This is a genomic window from Pseudonocardia sp. OZ21 (assembly GCF_059359135.1).
Genome location: NZ_JCADBN010000006.1, coordinates 168,037 through 185,992, shown reverse-complemented (window position 1 = coordinate 185,992; position 17,956 = coordinate 168,037). Strand labels below are relative to the sequence as shown.

Sequence of the window (17,956 nt, the reverse complement as noted above, 5' to 3'; positions counted from 1 at the left end):
GTTAGACCGGCCAGGTCTCGCGGCGGTAGGCGGCGTCCCAGAACATCCACTCGTAGCGTGACGTGGTGCGGAAGTGCCTGCGCATCACCGTGCGCTCGCCATCGGACATCCCCGCGCCGACGCGGTCGGTGAGTGCGAGCACCGAGTCGACCACGGTCTGGAAGTCGTCGCTGCCGTACATCGCGATCCAGCGGGCGTACAGCGGATCCGGCGAGCTGCGGGCCAGCAACTCCTCACCGACCCGCGCATAGATCCAGTAGCAGGGCAGCACGGCGCCCACGGCGTCGGCGAACGAACCGCCCAGCGCCGACGCGAGCATGTAGCTGACGTAGGCCTGAGTCGTGGGGGCGATCGGCTCCGCCGCGGCCTCCTCCGGGGAGCTCCCCATCTCGCCCATCAGCGCGGAATGCAGGTCCCGCTCGGCGGCGATGGCTCCCGCCGAATGCGCCGCGAACATCACCGTGGCGTCCTCGTCGGGCGCCTTCGCCGCGCACACGGCGAGGGCCTTGGCGTAGCCGCGCAGGTAGTGCGTGTCCTGCACGATGTAGTGCCGGAACGACTCACGAGGCAGCGTGCCGTCGGTCAGCCCGGCGATGAACGGGTGGGCGAGGATGGCGGCGTAGATGTCCTCGACGTCGGACCAGAGCACATCGCGGGTACGGACAGCGGAGTCGGTCGCGGTCATACCGATCACGCTACGGGTGCGGCGGAGCGTTGCGGAACACCTCGCCGCGCGGTCGCATCGGTCACGACACCGGATGGTCACCTGGGGTTCGCCAGTTGATGAGATGTCGGTCACTCTTCGCGTACGTTTGACCGGGGAGGTTCACCATGGACAGCTCAACGGGTGGCGACTCAGCGCTGAGAGCGCGCCGGACTGGACAGCACCCCCCGGAGGAGAGTCCTCATGATCCCCGTTCCCATGGATCACCACGACAAGATGCGGCTGCGGGCCGCTGCATTCCGCGCCACCCGGCTCTACCCGGGTCCCGTCGGAGAGCTGCTATCCCGTGAGCTGCTCACGTGGGAGGAGTTCGGCTACCGGCTGGGCGGCGGACAGCTCGTGATGCGCCTCGTCGACCACGTTCTGCAGTCCCCGATCGGTCAGGCCGAGGCGGCCTGACCCCACACCGGGATCAGCGGCCGTTCCTGTCGTAGGTGACGGTGACGGTCGCGCCTCCGGAGGCAGGCATTCCGTCGGCCATCGCGCCCGCCGTTGCCGCCAGCACCATCAGAGCGGTCACCGTCACGAGCGTGCCGACGCGGCCGACCACGTCCGCGACCACCGCGAGGTAGGTACGCGGGGTGGCCCGACGCCGGTGCCGGCCCACGGTCTCGGCCGGGCAGGAGCGCGGTGGCCGGACGTCGGCCCCGTCAGCGGGGGATGCAGCGGCAGCGGGCATGGCGACCACCGGCTTCGTGAGCAGGGACGGGTGACGACCGCCCAGCCGCGGATGCGACGGGTGACGGTCGGGTGTCCGGTCCGGTGCGCGCGTGCCGGGTGTCCGTACGCCCGGAACATCGCTGCTAGGAGGCCTGGCGTTAACGTGGGGTCACCCGTACGGGTGCCGGCGCGCCTCAGGCCAGCCGCTCCCGCAGCTCCCGCTTGAGCACCTTGCCCGCGGCCGACACCGGGATCTCGTCCACCAGGTGCACCTCGCGGAGCCGCTTGTAGGGCAACACCTGCGCGTTGACCGCCTCTATCAGCGCCGTGGCCTCGGCGTCGCCGAACCCAGGGGCGACGACGAACGCCACCGGGAGTTCGCCGACCAGCGGATCCGGTCGCCCGACCACGGCGGCACCCACCACGCCCTCCCGCGTGAACAGCAGCTCCTCCAGCTCGCGCGGGTACACGTTGTAGCCCTTGTAGAGCAGCATGTCCTTCTTGCGGTCGACGATGGACAGATAGCCGTCCTCGTCGAGAACGCCGACGTCCCCGGTGCGCAACCAGCCGTCCACCAGCGTGGCGGTGTTCTCCTCCGGCCGGTCCTTGTAGCCGACCATCACCTGTGGGCCCCGGATGCACACCTCCCCGGCCTCCCCGGTCGGGAGCGGTGTGAGGTCCGTGCCTGCGGGATCGACGATGCGGACCTCGGTGTCGGGCACCGGCGTGCCCACGGTGCCGACCTTGCGGACGCCGGAGCGCCACGAGGGTCCGAGCGTGGCGCCCATCGTCACCTCGGTGAGCCCGTAGCCCTCGACGATGACGACGTCGTCGCCGAACCGGCGCTGCAGCGCCTGGATCATCTCCACCGGCAGCGGGGCCGCGCCCGACGAGATGGCGCGGACGGAGGACAGGTCACGCGTGACGAGGTCGGGATGGCGCAGCAGCGCGCCGAACAGCGGCGGCGCCCCGCCCATGCCCGTGACGCGGAACCGCTCGGCGTCGGCGAGGTAGGCGCCCGGGTCGAACCGCTCGTGCAGCACGGTGGTGCCGCCGCTCAGCACCGGCACGTTGAGGCCGCCGATCGTGCCCATGGCGTGGAACCAGGGCGTGAGGTTGATGCCGGTGCCGTTGCCCAGGCGAACGGGGTACTCCTCGTCCGGCGCTCGCTGGTCGAGGACGACACCGCCGAACTCGTCCAGCGCCGGCACCGAGCCGTTGCCGCGGCAGGCGTACTGCAGCGAGTTGACCACCACGTTGCGGTGCGGGAGCTGCACACCCTTGGACCGGCCCGTGGTGCCCCCCGTGTAGGCCAGATGGGCCAGGTCGCGGTGCACGTCGATCTCGACGGCCGGGTCGCCGGTGGACGCGTCGGAGTGGAAGGCCTCGAAGTCCTGTGCGTCCGGGAACGCGTCGAGGGCCACCCGGTGCGCCGGGTCGAGCGCCTGCTCCCGGTCGGTGACCAGCACCAACCGGATGTTCGTGTGCTGCTGCACCGCCGCCAGCGCCGGCGCGGCCGGCAGCCAGGTCACCGCGGCGACGGCGCCGCAGTCGGCCAGCTGTGCGGCGAGGTCGGCGGGCGGGAGCAGGGGGTTGGTGGGGGAAAACGTGGCGCCTGCCAGCAGGACGCCGTAGTAGGCGATGGGGTACTGCGGGCAGTTGGGGAGATGGAGGGCCACCACGTCGCCCCGCCCCACCCCGGCGTCGCGCAGTGCGTTGGCGAAGGCACAGGCCCGCTCGTAGAGCTGGGCGAACGACAGCTCACGCCCGGCGAAGTGCACGGCGGTGCGGCTGCCGAACCGCCGGGCGGAGCCGGCGAGCACCGCGCCGACCGGCACCTCCGGGTAGTCGAGCGTGGCGGGGACGGGACCGAGGGTGGCTCCCGTCATCGGGCGCCGCCGGGCGTGAACGCCACCGGCATGCGCTTGATGCCGTTGATGAACATCGACTGCAGCCGGTCCGGCGGTGCGGTGACGTGGATGTCGGGGACACGGGTGAGCAGCTCCCGGAACATCACCGACATCTCGCGGCGCGCCAGGTGGGCGCCCAGGCAGAAGTGCGGGCCGGGGCCACCGAACCCGACGTGCGGGCTCGGCGAGCGCCGGACGTCGAACACGTCCGGGTCGGCGAAGTGCGCGGGATCGCGGTTGGCCGCCCAGTAGAAGAGCACCACCTTGTCACCCTCGCTCATCGCCTGGCCGCCGAGCACCGTGTCGGACGCCACCGTGCGCCGCATGAAGATCACCGGGGACGCCCAGCGCACGATCTCCTCCACCGCGGTGGGGGTGACGCCGTCGATGTCGGCGAGCCAGGCGGCGCGCTGGTCGGGGTGCTCGGTGAGCAGGTGCAGGCCCCAGCTAATGGCGTTGCGGGTGGTCTCGTTGCCCGCCACGACCAGCAGGATGAAGAAGGAGGCGAGCTCGTCGGGAGTGAGTCGCTCGCCGTCGATCTCGGCGTTGACCAGCAGCGACGTGAGGTCGTCCGTGGGGTTCTCGGTGCGGAGCCTGCCCAGGTCGCGCATCAGTTCGGCCAGCTCGCCGCCTGCCTGCAGGACCGCCATGACGATGTTGTCGGCGTCGGACACGTAGTCGGGGTCCCCGGCACCCAGGATGATGTTCGACCTCGTGTAGATGAACTCGTACTGGCTCTCCGGTACGCCCATCATGTCGCAGACGATCTTCAGTGGCAGCCGGGCCGAGATCGCGGAGACGGCGTCGCACTCGCCTGCGTCGATCACGTCGCTGACGATGGCCCGCGCCGTGCGCTGCACGTCGTCGGTGAGGGCGCCGAGCCGCTTCGGGGTGAACCCGCGGGAGACGATCCGACGCAGGCGCGCGTGCCGGGGGTCGTCCATCCCGATCATCGATCCGAAGAACTCGATGAACTCGGGCGGGAAGTCCGCGATGGCCGTGGAGCCCTTCCCCGAGGTGAAGACGGAAGGGTTGCGGCTGGCGGTGACGAGGTCGTCCAGCTTCGTGACGGCCCAGTACCCGGCTCCCCGCGGGAGGATGCTCTGCTGCGGCTCTTCGTAGAACGAGATCGGCTCGCGCTCCCGCAACGCGGCAAAGGCCGCGGCTCGCTCGGCGATCGGCAGGGTCCAGAAGCCGGGGATGTCGGACAGGTCCGGTCGGCCGGTCCAGGTGCTTCCCTCGGCGGCGGTGCTCGTGGGTGCCAACTCGGAGCCTCCTTGCGGGTGGGGTGAGCCCGATCACCCACACCCTAGAGATCATCCGGGTGGCCTCAAGGGTCTGCCCGCGCCATCTCCCGGTCCGCGGGTGCCAGCAGACCCCGGGCGTACGCCACGCTGACCGCCTCGGTGCGGCTGCTCGCGCCGAGCTTCGCCATCACCCGGGACAGGTGAACGCTCACCGTCTTCTCGCTGATGAACAGGGCGGCCCCGATCTGACGGTTGGTGTGCCCGGCCGCGACCAGCGCGAGGACGGACCGCTCCCGTGGTGTGAACGGGCCGGCCCCCGCCGTCTCCGGCCGCGTGGGCTCGGCGTCGAGGCGGACGCCCGCGCGGGCGGCCAGCGCACGGACGGCCGCGGCGAGCGGTCGGGCGGCGAGACGTTCGGCGGTGCGGAGAGCGGCGCGCAGGTCGGGCTCCACCTCTCCGTGCGGGGCGCCCGTGCCGAGCTGTGCCTCGGCGCGCCGCAGCAGTGCGTACGCCTGCCGGTAGCCGTGGCCCCCGGTGGCGACGGGCTCGCCGGTCTCGTAGGCGAAGGCGTTGACGAGGCCGCTCCACACCGAGGGGTCGGCCGGCCCGACGATCCTGGTGATCTCGGCCCGGGCCCGGCACAGCCACGCCGTGCCCTCGGGGCCGAGCGTGCCGGCCCGTGGCAGGCCGGTGGCCGCCGTGTGCTCGGCGGTGGCGAGCAGCGCGCGGCCGGCCTCGGCGGCCTCCGCCGTGGAGGCCTGGCCGGAGGCGGCGAGGTCGGCCTGCGCCGACACGCCGAGCGCGGCCAGCATGATGCCCCCGAGGTGAGGCCCGTGCCCCGCCGAGGGACTGCTCCGGAGCCCGGTGAGCGCCTCCGTGACGCGCTCGGCTGCCTCGGCCGGACGGCCCTCCCAGAGCGCGGCCTCGGCCCCGGCCTGGCCCATCAGCATGATCACCTGGTCGTCGACGGGCGAGGAGTCGCGCAGCTCCGCGAGCCGCCTGCCCGCTGCCTCGAAGCGGCCGCGGGCCACGGTGGTGAGCAGCCCCGCGGCGGTCAGCCTGCTCGCGACCGTGGCCGACACCGACTCGCCCGCGAGCTCGGCCGCCTCCTCGGCGGCGTCCCAGTCGCCCTGCTGGAAGCGGGCGATGACGTGGGCCACCCGCAGCTCGAGGCCGTAGCCGCCCCAGGTGGTGCCGGTGGCGGCGGCCCGCTCCTCCCCGGCGGCGAACTCGTGGACCGCCTCGGCCAGCCGGCCGTCGTCGAGCAGCGAGATGCCCAGCGCGTAGTAGGCCCGCAGCTCCACCCCGAGGCTCGCGGAGCGGCGCGCGAGCGGCTTGGCCTCGGCGAGCAGCCGGCGGGCCCGCTCCGCGCGGCCGGCGTACTCCTCGCACACCGCGAGCGTGACCAGCGCGTCGGCGGTGGCCCCCGGCGCCATGGTGTCGTGGTCGGGCAAGCCTCTGGTGACCTCCAGCGCGGCCTCCGCCTGCTCCCTGGCCTCGTCGAAGTGGTCGACCCTGCCGAGCACCCTGGCCAGCACAGCATGGGCCCAGGCCAGGGTGGCGGACGGGGGCAGGTCGACCACGAGCTCGAGGGCGCGCCGCGCCACCTCGCGCGCCTCCTGCTCCCGGCCGCTCAGGTCCAGCAGGCGCCAGGCGTAGCGCCGCGCGATCGCGGAGGTGAGCATCGGGTCGCCGCGCTGCTCGGCGAGCTCGAGCGCACGGCGTCCGAGCGCGATGCCGCGATCCGGGTCGCCCGTGGCGCTCGCGCCCCACGCGGCCCAGCGGGTGAGAGTGCCCTCGTCTATCTGGGCCACCGCCTCGGCGTCGGGCACCGCGGGCCACAGCTCCATCGCGCGCTCCGCGTGCAGCAGGACCTCGGCAGGCGCCTCACGGTCGTTGGCCTCGTGGGCGGCCTGCACGGACGCGGCGAGCGCCAGCGGCAGATCGTGGCCTGCCATGGCGTGGTGGGCGAGCTCGGCGGCGCGGCCCGGCTCCGCCGTGCGCCCCGGTGCGCTCCGGTCGGTGAGCAGGGTGGCGTAGGCCGAGTGCAGCCTGCTGCGCTCGCCGGGCAGGAGCTCGTTGTAGATCGCCTCGCGGAGCAGTGCGTGGCGGAAGACGTACGCGTCGTCGGCGCTGATGCCGCCTACCTGGGTGTCGGCCACCAGCACGTGGTGGGCGACCGCCTCGCGCAGTGCCTGCTCCAGCTCGTCGACGGGGAGCCCCGACACCGCGGCCAGCCGGTGGTGGGTGACGCGTCGCCCGGCGACGGACGCGATGCGCAGCATGCGCTGCGTGGCGGGGGTGAGGCCCTCGATGCGCGCCAGCAGCACCTCGGCGAGCCCGTGCGGCATCCCGTCGGAGGAGGCCGACACCAGCTCTTCCGCGAAGAACGCGTTGCCCTCGCTCCGGCGTGCGGCGTTGCGCAACAGCGGCTCGGGCAGGCTCCCGTCGGCGAGCAGCCGCACCAGCTCCAGCGCCTCCTGCGGCCCGAGCGGGGCGAGCTCGACCCGCTCCACCGCGGGCAGCCGCACCAGCTCGGACAGCACCGGACGCAGCGGGTGGCGCCGGTGCAGGTCGTCGGCCCGGTAGGTGGACAACACGACGAGCCGCTGCCTCGTGAGCCGGGACAGCAGGAAGACCAGCAGGTCGCGGCTCGAGCGGTCGGCCCAGTGGAGGTCCTCCACCACGAGCAGCGCGGGGTCGCTGGTGGTGAGCTCGTCGAGCACGGACAGCACGGCGTCGAACACCCGTAGCTGGCCCAGGTCGCGGTCCTCGCCGGACTGCCCCCCACGCGGGAAGCCGCCGGGCAGCAGGTGGCGCAGGGCGGCGTGCTCGGCGACGAGCTCGGGACGCAGGGCGGCGAGCGAGCCGATCACCTCGGTGAAGGGCAGGTACGGCAGCGACGCCTCGGCGGCGTCGGTGCAGCGGCCGAGCAGCACCACGAAGCCGGCCTCCTCGGCCCGCTCGACCGTCTCCGCCACCAGTCGGGACTTGCCCACACCGGCGTCCCCCGACAACAGCACGCCGGTGGGACGGCCCTCGACGGCACGGTCGAGAGCGGCGGCGAGCGCCGAGATCTCGGGCCGGCGCCCCACCAGACCGATTCCGACCCCCAGCCGCGCCACGCCGGTCATCGTGACATGGAGTACCGACGATTCGCGTCGTCATTGCCGTGTGCACGATTCTGCTGCCCGCGATCAGGGCGTTCGGCTTCCGGCTCGGGCGGCCGGGGTGGGTCGACGGCCCGCCCTGCCGCGAGCTTCCGGCGCGCGGCCTTGGCCCGCTTGACGAGCCGGAAGTGCTCGGCGTCGGCGAGGAGGGCGGAGCGGTGGTGCTCGGCGTCGGCGGTGGCGTGGACGAGGTTGATGAACATGACCTGAAGCGTCGTGCTGAGGTGGTGCCCCCGGCATCGGACGATCACGTCACTTTCGGGCGCGATCCCCCCGGCCCCGGGGGTAAGGCCGCTCCGGCCCCTTACTCCGGGCGCAGCAGGCCGCGCTGGTAGGCGCGCACCAGCCGGCGCGGCACCTTGTACTGGCGCCCGTCGATCGTGATCGGCACCAGGTCGGGCGGCGTCGCCTTCCACTGCGCGCGGCGGCTGCGGGTGTTCGACCGCGAGGTGCGGCGCTTCGGGACGGCCATCAGGACTCCTCGTGTGCGGTGGTGTGCCTGCCCTGGGTGGCCCCGGCCACCAGGTCGGGCGGGGGTGCGGGCGCGCCGGTCTCGGCGCCTGCTCCGTCTGCGTCCGTGTCCTCCCAGCCGAACGGGTCGGGCAGCGTTCTCCAGGCGTCCTCGCCGCCGGCGAGCTCGGCGTCGGTCAGCAGAGCCCCGCGCAGTGCCGCGTCGATCTCGTCGGGGTCGGCGTCGTGCGTGATCACCACGAGGTCCTGGGAGCGGTCGCCGAACCGCGGGTCCCAGCCCAGCGCGGCCAGTGCTCTGCGCTCGGCGGGGGCCTCCTCCCACGCCGTGGCGTCCGCCCCGGCCAGCCACTCGCCCGCGAGACCGAGCTGCAGGCCGCCGCCTGCCGACTCCAGCCACAGGACGTCCTCCGGCCTGGTGGCGAGCCAGATCCGTCCCCGCGCGCGGACGACCCCGTCGAGCAGCGCGTCCATCGCGGTGTTCAGTCGCTGCGGATGGAACGGCCTGCGCGCGCCGAAGAGCAGCAGCCGCACCCCGCAGTCGGAGCCGAGTGGCGGATGCCCTCGCAACAGCGGCCCGTGGACGTCGTCGGGGCGGCCGCGCCGGGTCGGCAGAGCCGGGTCGCCGAGCAACACCCGTTCGTCGAGCTCGGCCAGCCGCACCCGGGGGGCCGCCGGGGCGAGCCGGTCCAGCACCGCCTCGGCACGGGCGAGCGTCCATGCGTCGGCGGTGCCCGTGTGCACCAGCAGGTCGGCGAACTCGGCCTGCCCGACCGCCACCTGCGCCACGGTCCGCTCGTCGTCGGGCAGCTCGGTGGCGCCGCGCTCGGCCAGGGTGTCGGCGCTCGTCGCGTCGTCGAGCCAGGTGCCGGGGTCCACGCACGTCACCACGCCCCGGAGGTCCATCACGTCGGTGATCGTGACCCCGCCGACCAGCACGTTGGCCAGTGACCAGCAGACGCGCTCCGGTTCGAGCGCCGGGTCGAGGTGCAGCACGACCCGGCGGGGCGGCTCGGCGAGCGCGAGCAGCTGGGGCAGCAGGTCCTCGCGCAGCGTGCAGGACAGGCAGCCGTGGACGAGCTCGACCGTGGTGGTCTCGTCCGTGTCGCCGACCCGCAGCCGCCGGTGCACGCGCCCCGACCCGATGTCGCGCAGGTCGTGGTGGAGCACGGCGACGGTGGGGTCGAGCCGGCGGATGCGGGCGATCACGGCCTCGACCCCGGGCGTGTGCAGCCCGGTGAGCACCAGGAGCTCGGTTCGGGTCACGGCTTCCTCCTCCGGTTGACGGGCATGTTCCGCGGTGCGCTAGCGTTACTCTAGATGAAAATGAATGTCGTTAACGAGGAGGGGTGGACATGGCTCGCAACGGGCTGAGGCCGATCGTGAAGCTGCGCTCCACGGCAGGCAGCGGGACGACCTACGTCACCCGCAAGAACCGGCGCAACGACCCGGACCGGATGGTGCTGCGCAAGTACGACCCGGCCGTCCGGCGCCACGTCGAGTTCCGCGAGGAACGCTGAGGTGGCGGGCAAGCCGCAGCGCACGTTCAAGCGCAAGGTGAACCCGCTGCACACGCGGCGGGTCACCGAGGTCGACTGGAAGGACACGGCACTGCTGCGGACGTTCATCTCCGACCGCGGCAAGATCCGGGCGCGCCGGGTGACGGGCCTGACCCCGCAGCAGCAGCGGCAGGTCGCGGTCGCGATCCGCAACGCCCGCGAGATGGCCCTGCTGCCGTACCCCAACGTCGGGCGCGGGTGACCGCGATGTCCCGGCGCTGTCAGATGACGGGGCGTGAGCCCGGCTTCGGCAACAACGTCTCCCACTCCCACCGGCGCACCGCGCGTCGGTGGGACCCGAACATCCAGACCAAGCGGTACTGGTTCGCCGCCGAGAACCGGTTCGTCCGGCTGAAGCTGTCGACCGACGCGATCAAGACGATCGACCGGATCGGGGTCGATGCGGCGGTGGCCAGGATCAGGGCACGAGGGGAGAAGGTCTGATGGCGACGAAGGGGAAGGTCGCGCGCAACGAGCACCGCAAGGCCGTCGTCGCGCGCCACGCCGAGCGCCGCGCGGAGCTCAAGGCGGTGATCGCCAGGCCGACCACGCCGGAGGCGGAGCGGGCTGCCGCGCAGCGCGAGCTCGACCGGCAGCCGCGCGACGCGAGCGCCACCCGGGTGCGCAACCGGGACGCCGTGGACGGGCGCCCGCGCGGCTTCCTGCGCAAGTTCGGGGTGTCGCGGGTGCGTCTGCGCGGGCTCGTCCACGAGGGCTACCTGCCGGGGGTGCGCAAGGCCAGCTGGTGACGGGAGCCCGTTTCCGGGGCCGTGGGGGCGGTGTGTAGCATTGTCCGCGGCCGTTCGGGAGTGACCAACCGTGCGGCAAGCCGCCCCTTTAGCTCAGTCGGCAGAGCGTCTCCATGGTAAGGAGAAGGTCTACGGTTCGATTCCGTAAAGGGGCTCGGCGAGCTGGTGTGACCAGCTTCGCAAAGCGGTGTAGCTCAGTCGGTAGAGCAAGCGGCTCATAATCGCTGTGTCGCCGGTTCAAGTCCGGCCACCGCTACAGACCGACAAGAAGAACGCAGGAGGCACCCGCGATGGCCAAGGCCACCGACGTACGGCCGAAGATCACGCTGGCGTGCGAGCAGTGCAAGCACCGGAACTACATCACCAAGAAGAACCGGCGCAACGATCCCGACCGGCTCGCGATCAAGAAGTTCTGCCCGAACTGCGGCACCCACCGCGAGCACCGCGAGACACGCTGAGCGTGCCGGACGTCTCGTTCGTCGGCCGGTCGTTGCCTCCAGGGGCTCCGTACCGCGTCGGCCGGGAGAAGATCAGGGAGTTCGCCCTCGCCATCGGCGAGGGCGCTTCTGTGTGTCACGACGTGGCCGCCGCGCAGGCGGCGGGGTATCCCGATCTCGTGGCGCCACCCACCTTCCCCGTCACGTTCACGATGCCGGCGATCGAGGCGTTCCTGCGCGACCCGGCCTTCGGCTGGGACTACTCGCGCATGGTGCACGGCGACCAGTCGATCGCTCTGCACCGTCCGATCCACGGGGGCGACGACCTGGTCACCACCATCCATGTCGAGGACCTCACCACGCGCGGTGGCAGCCACATGCTGAGGCTGCGGTGCGAGGTCGCCGACGTCGAGGGTGCGCCGGTGGCCACCACCCTCGCCCTGCTCGTCACCCAGGCGGCTCCGGCATGACCGATCTGAGCGGTGTCGCCGTCGGCCACGAGCTGCCGCCCCTCTCGGTCCGGGTCACCCGTGCCGACCTGGTGCGTTACACCGGCGCGTCCGGCGACTTCAACCCGATCCACTGGAGCGACCGCGTCGCCACCGGTGTCGGGCTGCCCGGGGTCATCGCCCACGGGATGCTGACGATGGCGCTGGCCGGCCGGGTCGTCACCGAGTGGGTGGGCGACCCCGGCGCGGTGTGCAGCTACGGGGTGCGCTTCACCCGCCCCGTCGTGGTGCCCGACGACGACGAGGGCGCGCTGGTCGAGTTCTCCGGCACCGTCTCCGAGCTCACCGAGCACGACGACGGCAGCCGCGTCGCGCGCATCGCCGTCACCGCCCGGTTCGACGGGAAGACGGTGCTCAGCCGCGCCGTCGCCGAGGTGCGCCTCCCGAAGGAGTGAGCTACCACACACCCGTGAGGTAGCTCGCGAAACCTGGGGTGCGACGGCGGCCCCGGGTAGTCGTGGTGCGATGCACCCGCTCCCGCCCGCCCGTCTCGCCTCCCACTCGTTCGATCTCGGCGCGCACGAGCAGCGCAGGCTCGCCGCGGTGCTCGACGCCATGCCGGACCTCGACGTGCTGGCGGTGCTGGACGCGGAGACCCGCGCCCACCGCATGCTCTACAGCGGTCTGGACGCCGAGCAGCAGGCGACCTACCGGATGCTCGTGGAGGCCGGAGTGCTCGAGGCCGACGGGGGACCTGCCGGTGCGTGACGCCCAGGCCGACTTCTGTCGCCGCGTCTGGACGAGCTGCCCGCGATGCGCCGACCAGCGTGGCTGCCCGACCTGCGAGGCGGGGCGCACCTGTGAGACGCACTGGCGCTTCCTGCTCTCCTCCGAGGGCAGGCGGCTGTTCGTGCAGTGCCCTGGTTGCCGGCATCGGTGGTGGCACGACACGGGGTTCGGCGTGGGTGATCGGCCGCACAATCTCGACGAGCTGCCCGACTTCCCGGAGCCGGGCCGCGCGGTCGCCTGAACGACGCGCGGCCCCGTACCCGGACCGCCTACTTCGCCTCGGCGAGCAGCGCGCCCATCCGCTCGACTCCGGTGCGCAGGTCGTCGTCGCCGAGGGCGTAGGAGAGACGGAAGAAGCCCGGGGTGCCGAAGGCCTCGCCCGGGACGACCGCAACCTCGGCGTGCTCCAGCACGGCCGCGGCGAGCTCCACGCTGGTCTGCGGGCGCGCGCCGCGCAGCTCCTTGCCGAGCAGATCCTGCACGGAGGCGTAGGCGTAGAAGGCGCCGCGCGGCGTCGGGCACTCCACGCCGGGGATCGCCCTCAGCAGGTCCACGATCGTCCGCCTGCGCCGGTCGAATGCCGTGCGCATCTCGACGACGGCGTCCAGCGGACCGGAGACGGCCTCCAGCGCGGCCCGCTGGGCCACGTTGCAGACGTTGGACGACAGGTGCGACTGCAGGTTGGTGGCCGCCTTGACGACATCGGCCGGGCCGGCGAGCCAGCCGACCCGCCAGCCCGTCATCGCGTAGGTCTTGGCGACCCCGTTCAGCACCACACACGTGTCGGCCAGCTCGGGCACGGCCACCGGCATGGAGACCGCCTCCGCGCCGTCGTAGACGAGGTGCTCGTAGATCTCGTCGGTGACGACCCAGATGCCGTGCTCGACGGCCCAGCGGCCGACGGCCTCGGTGAGCTCGCGGGAGGCGACGGCGCCCGTCGGGTTGGACGGCGAGCACCACAGCAGCACCTTGGTGCGCGCGGTGCGCGCGGCCTCGAGCTGGTCGACCGAGGGCAGGAAGTCGGCCTCCGGCCCGCAGACCACGGTGACCGGCACCCCGCCGGCGAGCGTGATGGCCTCGGGGTAGGTGGTCCAGTACGGCGCGGGGAGCAGCACCTCGTCGCCGGGATCGAGCAGTGTGGCGAAGGCCTGGTAGACCGCCTGCTTGCCGCCGTTGGTGACGAGCACCTGGGAGGCGGCGATCTCGAGCCCGGAGTCGCGCGCCGTCTTCGCGGCGATCGCCTCACGCAGCTCGGGGAGGCCGGAGGCGGGCGTGTACCGGTGGTTGCGCGGGTCGGCACACGCGGCCTGTGCCGCGGCGACGACGGCGGGTGGCGTGGGGAAGTCCGGCTCGCCCGCGCCGAAGCCGATGACCGGACGCCCGGCGGCCTTGAGCGCCTTGGCCTTCGCGTCGACCGCCAGCGTGGCGGACTCGGCGATGCCTCCGATCCGCGCGGAGATCCGGGCTGGGGCGGTGGTCGTAGTGGCCATGACCCGATACTCCCGCACGCCTTCCGCCGTCGCCAGGGTGGCCCGGGGTGTGCGGTTTCAGCCTTGCGGAGGGGGTGCCGTACACTCGTTCTGCTGGGTGCGTCGTCATGCGATGCACCCCTCCGCACGTGGGTCCCCGAGGTCCACTGCGGAGCTGGTCAAGGGGTGTAGCTCAACTGGCAGAGCAGCGGTCTCCAAAACCGCAGGTTGCAGGTTCAAGTCCTGTCACCCCTGCCACTGTAGGAATGCTGGATCGGGTACGGGACGGGACAGCGACGAGAACTGATGGCGGCGGGCCCGGAACGGGCCGCCGGCGAGCTGGAGGATACGGGCGTGGCTGAGGAACGCGAGGCGAGCGGGAGCGGGCAGGAGCGCCCGAGCACCGCTGCCGACCGTCGGGGTCGGCGTTCCGGTCCGGCGCCCACGGGAGACAAGGGCCGCGCCACCGCGGTCCGCGACGGTCGCCCGGACAAGGTCTCGTTGCCGAAGAAGCTCGTCCGGTTCCTCCGTGAGGTGGTCGCGGAGCTGCGGAAGGTCATCTGGCCGTCCCGCAAGCAGCTGGTCACCTACACGATCGTCGTGCTGGTCTTCGTGTCGTTCATGGTTGCGCTTGTCTGGGTGCTGGACCTGGTGTTCGCGCAGGGCGTCATGCTCCTGTTCGGCACGTGACACGCACCCGGCACACGCACCACAGGGACGAAGGAAGCGAGACGCACGTGACCGAGCTTGCGAGGTCACCATTCAACGCATCAGCGCCGGTCCGTTCGGCGTCGAGCGCTAGCGAGGAGCAGAAGTGACCTCCCACAACGGCGGCCACTGGCCGACCGACGTCGAGCCCGAGGCCGACCAGGTCGACACCGCAACCGATGTCGACACCGCCGACGACGACGTGAACGACGTCGAGGTGCCCGCGGCCGACGACGACGACGCCACCACCGACGCCGCAGGCGCCGACGACGCGGACGACGACTCCGGCGACGCGGACGACGATGACGCGGACGCCGCCGTGAGCGACGACGACTCCGGCACCCCCGAGGTCGTGGCCGAGGCGGAGCCCGACCCGGACGCCGACCCGGTCGAGGAGATGCGTGCCGCACTGCGGCGTGCTCCCGGTGACTGGTACGTCGTGCACTCGTACGCCGGCTACGAGAACAAGGTGAAGACCAACCTCGAGACGCGGGTGCAGACCCTCGACGTCGAGGACTACATCTTCCAGGTCGAGGTGCCCACCGAAGAGGTCACCGAGATCAAGAACGGGCAGCGCAAGCAGGTGCAGCGCAAGGTGCTGCCCGGCTACATCCTGGTGCGCATGGAGCTCAACGACCAGTCGTGGGGCGCCGTGCGCAACACGCCAGGAGTCACCGGCTTCGTCGGTGCCACGTCGCGGCCGTCCCCGCTGACCCACGACGACGTCATCAAGTTCCTGCTGCCGAAGACCGAGCCGAAGCAGGCCGCGTCCGCCGGCGGCAAGTCCGACGTCTCCAGCGGAGCGGGCAAGTCCACGGTGGAGGTCGACTTCGAGGTCGGCGAGTCCGTCACGGTCATGGACGGCCCGTTCGCCACGCTGCCGGCCACGATCAACGAGGTCAACGTCGACGCCCAGAAGCTCAAGGTCCTCGTGTCCATCTTCGGGCGCGAGACCCCGGTCGAGCTGGCCTTCAGCCAGGTCTCGAAGATCTGACCTCCGCCGCGGTCGGCAGGTCCGCGGCGCGCACAAAATCGACAACAGGGAAACGAGATGCCCCCCAAGAAGCGGAAGCTCTCCGCGATCATCAAGCTCCAGATCAAGGCCGGAGCGGCCACGCCGGCGCCGCCGGTCGGCCCCGCGCTGGGTCAGCACGGCGTCAACATCATGGAGTTCTGCAAGGCCTACAACGCCGCCACGGAGTCCCAGCGTGGCGACATCGTCCCGGTCGAGATCTCGGTGTTCGAGGACCGCTCGTTCACCTTCGAGCTCAAGACCCCGCCCGCCGCTCGGCTGCTGCTCAAGGCGGCCGGTGTGGAGAAGGGCAGCGGCGAGCCGCACATCAAGAAGGTCGCCACGGTCACGATGGACCAGGTGCGGCAGATCGCGCAGACCAAGATGCAGGATCTGAACGCTTCCGACATCGACCAGGCGGCGAAGATCATCGCCGGCACCGCGCGGTCGATGGGAATCACGGTCCAGGGCTGAGGCGTTCCCCTCCGGGACGTTCCACCCCCCGTACGTGTGGGAGAGCCGGGCGCGGCTCGTACCACGACCTGACTCGCGGTCCGGTTGACCGCAGAACGAGGACAGAGCAATGGCACAGCGCAGCAAGATCTACCGCAAGGCGGCCGAGCAGATCGACGCCGACCGGCTGTACACCCCGCTCGAGGCCGCCGACCTGGCGAAGCAGACGGGCAGCACGAAGATGGACGCCACCGTCGAGGTCGCGATGCGTCTCGGCGTCGACCCCCGCAAGGCCGACCAGATGGTCCGCGGCACCGTGAACCTGCCTCACGGCACCGGCAAGACGGCGCGCGTCATCGTGTTCGCCACCGGCGACAAGGCCGCTGAGGCCGAGGCCGCCGGTGCCGACGCGGTGGGCGCCGAGGACCTGATCGAGCGCATCCAGGGCGGCTGGCTGGACTTCGACGCAGCGATCGCCACGCCCGACCAGATGGCCAAGGTCGGCCGGATCGCCCGCATCCTGGGCCCGCGTGGCCTGATGCCGAACCCCAAGACCGGCACGGTCACCCCGGACGTCACCAAGGCCATCCAGGACATCAAGGGCGGCAAGATCAACTTCCGGGTCGACAAGCAGGCCAACCTGCACCTCGTCATCGGCAAGGCCTCGTTCGACACCGAGAAGCTGGTGGAGAACTACGGCGCCGCTCTCGACGAGATCCTGCGGGCCAAGCCCTCTGCCGCGAAGGGCCGCTACATCAAGAAGGTCACGGTCTCCACGACCACCGGCCCCGGCATCCCGGTGGACCCGAACCGCACGCGCAACCTGCTGGTGGACGAGACCCCGTCCGCCTGAGCGCACGCACCCGACGCACCCCGCCGCCCACAGGGCGGCGCGGTGCTGTCGTAGAGGGCCCCCCACCCGCGCCCCCCGAAGTTCAGGAAAGCCACTTTCAGGCCCTGTGCGGGCAGGAAAGTGGCTTTCCTGAACCTGGCCGGAGGCCCTACGACCAGTCCGCCAGGATCTCGTCCGCCGTCTCCGGGGACCTCGCTCCGCCCCGGAGGCCGGGGGGCGTGCGGGAGAAGCGGGGGGCCGGGGCCGCTTGGGGTACGCCGTCGTTCTCGACGATCGTGCGGCGCGCCGCGATGTGCGGGTGCTCGGCCACCTCGCCGAAGGCGAGCACGGGGGTGACGCACGCGTCGGTGCCGTCGAACGCCTCCGCCCACTCGTCGCGGGTGCGCGTCGCGAAGATCTCGGCGAACCGCTCCGCCGTCTCCGGCCACCGCTCGCGGTCGAACTGGTGCGGCAGCCCGGCGTCGGTGAGCCCGAGACCGCTCAGCAGCGCCGCGTAGAACTGGGGCTCGATGGCGCCCACGGCGACGTGCCTGCCGTCCGAGCAGGTGTACGTGTCGTAGAAGGGGGCTCCTCCGTCGAGCAGGTTGGAGCCGCGCTCGTCGATCCACGTCTTCTGCGCGAGGAAACCCCAGAACATCTGGCTCAGCAGCGAGGCCCCGTCCACCATCGCGGCGTCCACGACCTGCCCGCGGCCCGAGCGTTCGGCCTCCCAGAGGGCGGCGAGGACGCCGATGACCAGCAGCATCGAGCCACCGCCGAAGTCACCGACCAGGTTGAGGGGCGGCACGGGCCGCTCGCCGGGCCGACCGATGGCGTGCAGCGCGCCGGTCAGCGAGATGTAGTTGATGTCGTGGCCGGCGCGCCGGGCCAGCGGGCCGTCCTGGCCCCACCCGGTCATCCGCGCGTAGACGAGTCGGGGGTTGCGGGCGTGGCAGTCGGCGGGGCCGACGCCGAGCCGCTCGGTGACGCCCGGCCGGTAGCCCTCCACCAGCACGTCGGCGCGTTCGACGAGCCGCAGCACCGTCTCCCGTCCGGCGTCGTCCTTCAGGTCGGCCGCCACGAGGCGGCGGCCGCGCAGCGTCGGGTCCGGGGTGTCGGGCGAGCCCAGTTGCAGGCCGCCGGACGGCCGGTCGATGCGCACGACGTCGGCACCCAGGTCGGCGAGGATCATCGCGGCGTGCGGGCCGGGGCCGATGCCGGCCAGTTCCACGACCTTGAGCCCGGCGAGCGGGCCCGTGCGTGCCGCTGCGGAACCCGCCTCGTCGCCGTGCGTCATCCGGCACCTCCCGTTCGGTACGG

24 protein-coding genes and 3 tRNA genes are annotated in these 17,956 nt (G+C 72.2%); 17 read left to right on the top strand and 10 right to left on the bottom strand.

Annotated elements, in window-relative coordinates; genetic code table 11:
• Position 1 precedes the first annotated feature (1 nt).
• Positions 2-685, bottom strand: a complete 684-nt coding sequence (gene tenA, locus AC5L35_RS16790) for a thiaminase II (protein WP_495060563.1) — start codon at positions 683-685, stop codon at positions 2-4.
• Between the two features lie 222 nt (positions 686-907).
• Here tenA and AC5L35_RS16785 point away from each other — a divergent pair, with 222 nt between their 5' ends.
• Positions 908-1,123 (top strand): hypothetical protein, encoded by a 216-nt coding sequence (locus AC5L35_RS16785; RefSeq protein WP_246265703.1) that lies wholly within the window; start codon positions 908-910, stop codon positions 1,121-1,123.
• 13 nt (positions 1,124-1,136) lie between these two features.
• Here the strand turns inward: AC5L35_RS16785 and AC5L35_RS16780 are convergent, their stop codons facing one another.
• From AC5L35_RS16780 to mrf, 7 genes are all read right to left on the bottom strand, one after another.
• The gene (locus AC5L35_RS16780) at positions 1,137-1,403 is read right to left on the bottom strand and encodes a hypothetical protein (protein WP_495060562.1); all 267 of its coding nucleotides are present in this window, start codon (positions 1,401-1,403) and stop codon (positions 1,137-1,139) included.
• 175 nt (positions 1,404-1,578) lie between these two features.
• A complete protein-coding gene (locus AC5L35_RS16775) occupies positions 1,579-3,273 on the bottom strand; it encodes a class I adenylate-forming enzyme family protein (RefSeq protein WP_495060561.1) in 1,695 nt (564 codons plus the stop codon).
• Positions 3,270-4,559: a cytochrome P450 gene (locus AC5L35_RS16770; protein ID WP_495060560.1), complete on the bottom strand. Its 1,290-nt coding sequence runs from the start codon at positions 4,557-4,559 to the stop codon at positions 3,270-3,272. The genes AC5L35_RS16775 and AC5L35_RS16770 overlap by 4 nt, the downstream gene beginning before the upstream one ends.
• A gap of 65 nt (positions 4,560-4,624) precedes the next feature.
• On the bottom strand, positions 4,625-7,675 hold the full coding sequence (locus tag AC5L35_RS16765; RefSeq protein WP_495060559.1) for a helix-turn-helix transcriptional regulator: 3,051 nt from the start codon (positions 7,673-7,675) through the stop codon (positions 4,625-4,627).
• Entirely contained in the window at positions 7,672-7,914 is a 243-nt protein-coding gene (locus AC5L35_RS16760; protein WP_495060558.1) for a hypothetical protein, read from the bottom strand. Before AC5L35_RS16760 ends, AC5L35_RS16765 begins: the two co-directional genes overlap by 4 nt.
• Positions 7,915-8,015: 101 nt before the next feature.
• A complete protein-coding gene (gene rpmF / locus AC5L35_RS16755; RefSeq protein ID WP_495060557.1) occupies positions 8,016-8,183 on the bottom strand; it encodes a 50S ribosomal protein L32 in 168 nt (55 codons plus the stop codon).
• Complete coding sequence (gene mrf / locus AC5L35_RS16750) at positions 8,183-9,445, bottom strand: ribosome hibernation factor-recruiting GTPase MRF (protein WP_495060556.1); 1,263 nt, start codon at positions 9,443-9,445, stop codon at positions 8,183-8,185. The genes rpmF and mrf overlap by 1 nt, the downstream gene beginning before the upstream one ends.
• Positions 9,446-9,534: 89 nt before the next feature.
• On the opposite strand from mrf, the gene rpmG (AC5L35_RS16745) reads away from it, so the two are divergent.
• The 11 genes from rpmG (AC5L35_RS16745) (at position 9,535) to AC5L35_RS16695 (ending at position 12,403) form a co-directional block, all read left to right on the top strand.
• On the top strand, positions 9,535-9,699 hold the full coding sequence (gene rpmG, locus AC5L35_RS16745; RefSeq protein WP_495060555.1) for a 50S ribosomal protein L33: 165 nt from the start codon (positions 9,535-9,537) through the stop codon (positions 9,697-9,699).
• A gap of 1 nt (position 9,700) precedes the next feature.
• Positions 9,701-9,940, top strand: coding sequence for a 30S ribosomal protein S18 (gene rpsR, locus AC5L35_RS16740; protein ID WP_495060554.1), 240 nt, complete (start codon positions 9,701-9,703; stop codon positions 9,938-9,940).
• 5 nt (positions 9,941-9,945) lie between these two features.
• Positions 9,946-10,182: a 50S ribosomal protein L28 gene (rpmB, locus tag AC5L35_RS16735; protein WP_495060553.1), complete on the top strand. Its 237-nt coding sequence runs from the start codon at positions 9,946-9,948 to the stop codon at positions 10,180-10,182.
• Positions 10,182-10,487 (top strand): 30S ribosomal protein S14, encoded by a 306-nt coding sequence (gene rpsN / locus AC5L35_RS16730; protein ID WP_495060552.1) that lies wholly within the window; start codon positions 10,182-10,184, stop codon positions 10,485-10,487. The genes rpmB and rpsN overlap by 1 nt, the downstream gene beginning before the upstream one ends.
• An 82-nt stretch (positions 10,488-10,569) precedes the next feature.
• A tRNA-Thr gene (locus AC5L35_RS16725) sits at positions 10,570-10,642 on the top strand.
• Between the two features lie 28 nt (positions 10,643-10,670).
• Positions 10,671-10,743: transfer RNA gene (locus tag AC5L35_RS16720), tRNA-Met, on the top strand.
• Positions 10,744-10,777: 34 nt separating this feature from the next.
• Positions 10,778-10,945, top strand: a complete 168-nt coding sequence (gene rpmG, locus AC5L35_RS16715; RefSeq protein WP_094926598.1) for a 50S ribosomal protein L33 — start codon at positions 10,778-10,780, stop codon at positions 10,943-10,945.
• Positions 10,946-10,947: 2 nt separating this feature from the next.
• Complete coding sequence (locus AC5L35_RS16710) at positions 10,948-11,394, top strand: FAS1-like dehydratase domain-containing protein (RefSeq protein WP_495060551.1); 447 nt, start codon at positions 10,948-10,950, stop codon at positions 11,392-11,394.
• Positions 11,391-11,828 carry a MaoC/PaaZ C-terminal domain-containing protein gene (locus AC5L35_RS16705; RefSeq protein WP_495060550.1) on the top strand — a complete coding sequence of 146 codons (438 nt, stop codon included), beginning with the start codon at positions 11,391-11,393 and terminating at the stop codon, positions 11,826-11,828. The genes AC5L35_RS16710 and AC5L35_RS16705 overlap by 4 nt, the downstream gene beginning before the upstream one ends.
• Positions 11,829-11,898: 70 nt before the next feature.
• Positions 11,899-12,141 carry a DUF6400 family protein gene (locus AC5L35_RS16700; protein WP_495060549.1) on the top strand — a complete coding sequence of 81 codons (243 nt, stop codon included), beginning with the start codon at positions 11,899-11,901 and terminating at the stop codon, positions 12,139-12,141.
• On the top strand, positions 12,134-12,403 hold the full coding sequence (locus AC5L35_RS16695) for a hypothetical protein (RefSeq protein WP_495060548.1): 270 nt from the start codon (positions 12,134-12,136) through the stop codon (positions 12,401-12,403). The genes AC5L35_RS16700 and AC5L35_RS16695 overlap by 8 nt, the downstream gene beginning before the upstream one ends.
• 28 nt (positions 12,404-12,431) lie before the next feature.
• Here AC5L35_RS16695 and AC5L35_RS16690 read toward each other — a convergent pair whose 3' ends face one another.
• A complete protein-coding gene (locus tag AC5L35_RS16690; RefSeq protein ID WP_495060547.1) occupies positions 12,432-13,652 on the bottom strand; it encodes a pyridoxal phosphate-dependent aminotransferase in 1,221 nt (406 codons plus the stop codon).
• Positions 13,653-13,813: 161 nt separating this feature from the next.
• Here AC5L35_RS16690 and AC5L35_RS16685 point away from each other — a divergent pair.
• The 5 genes from AC5L35_RS16685 (at position 13,814) to rplA (ending at position 16,657) form a co-directional block, all read left to right on the top strand.
• Positions 13,814-13,889 (top strand) — tRNA-Trp (locus AC5L35_RS16685).
• Between the two features lie 96 nt (positions 13,890-13,985).
• On the top strand, positions 13,986-14,321 hold the full coding sequence (secE, locus tag AC5L35_RS16680) for a preprotein translocase subunit SecE (protein WP_407692182.1): 336 nt from the start codon (positions 13,986-13,988) through the stop codon (positions 14,319-14,321).
• A 124-nt stretch (positions 14,322-14,445) separates the two neighbouring features.
• Positions 14,446-15,333 (top strand): transcription termination/antitermination protein NusG, encoded by an 888-nt coding sequence (gene nusG / locus AC5L35_RS16675; protein WP_495060546.1) that lies wholly within the window; start codon positions 14,446-14,448, stop codon positions 15,331-15,333.
• 57 nt (positions 15,334-15,390) lie between these two features.
• Positions 15,391-15,825, top strand: coding sequence for a 50S ribosomal protein L11 (gene rplK, locus AC5L35_RS16670; protein ID WP_169394346.1), 435 nt, complete (start codon positions 15,391-15,393; stop codon positions 15,823-15,825).
• A gap of 109 nt (positions 15,826-15,934) precedes the next feature.
• Positions 15,935-16,657 (top strand): 50S ribosomal protein L1, encoded by a 723-nt coding sequence (rplA, locus tag AC5L35_RS16665; RefSeq protein WP_495060545.1) that lies wholly within the window; start codon positions 15,935-15,937, stop codon positions 16,655-16,657.
• A gap of 148 nt (positions 16,658-16,805) precedes the next feature.
• On the opposite strand, the gene AC5L35_RS16660 is transcribed toward rplA, so the two are convergent.
• A complete protein-coding gene (locus AC5L35_RS16660) occupies positions 16,806-17,933 on the bottom strand; it encodes a CaiB/BaiF CoA transferase family protein (RefSeq protein ID WP_495060544.1) in 1,128 nt (375 codons plus the stop codon).
• Positions 17,934-17,956 lie beyond the last annotated feature (23 nt).

Coding starts and splice junctions, on each gene's coding strand:
- tenA (WP_495060563.1), bottom strand. CDS start 685: ATGACCGCGACCGACTCCGCTGTCCGTACCCGCGATGTGCTCTGGTCC.
- AC5L35_RS16785 (WP_246265703.1), top strand. CDS start 908: ATGATCCCCGTTCCCATGGATCACCACGACAAGATGCGGCTGCGGGCC.
- AC5L35_RS16780 (WP_495060562.1), bottom strand. CDS start 1,403: ATGCCCGCTGCCGCTGCATCCCCCGCTGACGGGGCCGACGTCCGGCCA.
- AC5L35_RS16775 (WP_495060561.1), bottom strand. CDS start 3,273: ATGACGGGAGCCACCCTCGGTCCCGTCCCCGCCACGCTCGACTACCCG.
- AC5L35_RS16765 (WP_495060559.1), bottom strand. CDS start 7,675: ATGACCGGCGTGGCGCGGCTGGGGGTCGGAATCGGTCTGGTGGGGCGC.
- AC5L35_RS16760 (WP_495060558.1), bottom strand. CDS start 7,914: ATGTTCATCAACCTCGTCCACGCCACCGCCGACGCCGAGCACCACCGC.
- rpmF (WP_495060557.1), bottom strand. CDS start 8,183: ATGGCCGTCCCGAAGCGCCGCACCTCGCGGTCGAACACCCGCAGCCGC.
- rpmG (WP_495060555.1), top strand. CDS start 9,535: ATGGCTCGCAACGGGCTGAGGCCGATCGTGAAGCTGCGCTCCACGGCA.
- rpmB (WP_495060553.1), top strand. CDS start 9,946: ATGTCCCGGCGCTGTCAGATGACGGGGCGTGAGCCCGGCTTCGGCAAC.
- rpsN (WP_495060552.1), top strand. CDS start 10,182: ATGGCGACGAAGGGGAAGGTCGCGCGCAACGAGCACCGCAAGGCCGTC.
- rpmG (WP_094926598.1), top strand. CDS start 10,778: ATGGCCAAGGCCACCGACGTACGGCCGAAGATCACGCTGGCGTGCGAG.
- AC5L35_RS16705 (WP_495060550.1), top strand. CDS start 11,391: ATGACCGATCTGAGCGGTGTCGCCGTCGGCCACGAGCTGCCGCCCCTC.
- AC5L35_RS16700 (WP_495060549.1), top strand. CDS start 11,899: ATGCACCCGCTCCCGCCCGCCCGTCTCGCCTCCCACTCGTTCGATCTC.
- AC5L35_RS16690 (WP_495060547.1), bottom strand. CDS start 13,652: ATGGCCACTACGACCACCGCCCCAGCCCGGATCTCCGCGCGGATCGGA.
- rplK (WP_169394346.1), top strand. CDS start 15,391: ATGCCCCCCAAGAAGCGGAAGCTCTCCGCGATCATCAAGCTCCAGATC.
- rplA (WP_495060545.1), top strand. CDS start 15,935: ATGGCACAGCGCAGCAAGATCTACCGCAAGGCGGCCGAGCAGATCGAC.
- AC5L35_RS16660 (WP_495060544.1), bottom strand. CDS start 17,933: ATGACGCACGGCGACGAGGCGGGTTCCGCAGCGGCACGCACGGGCCCG.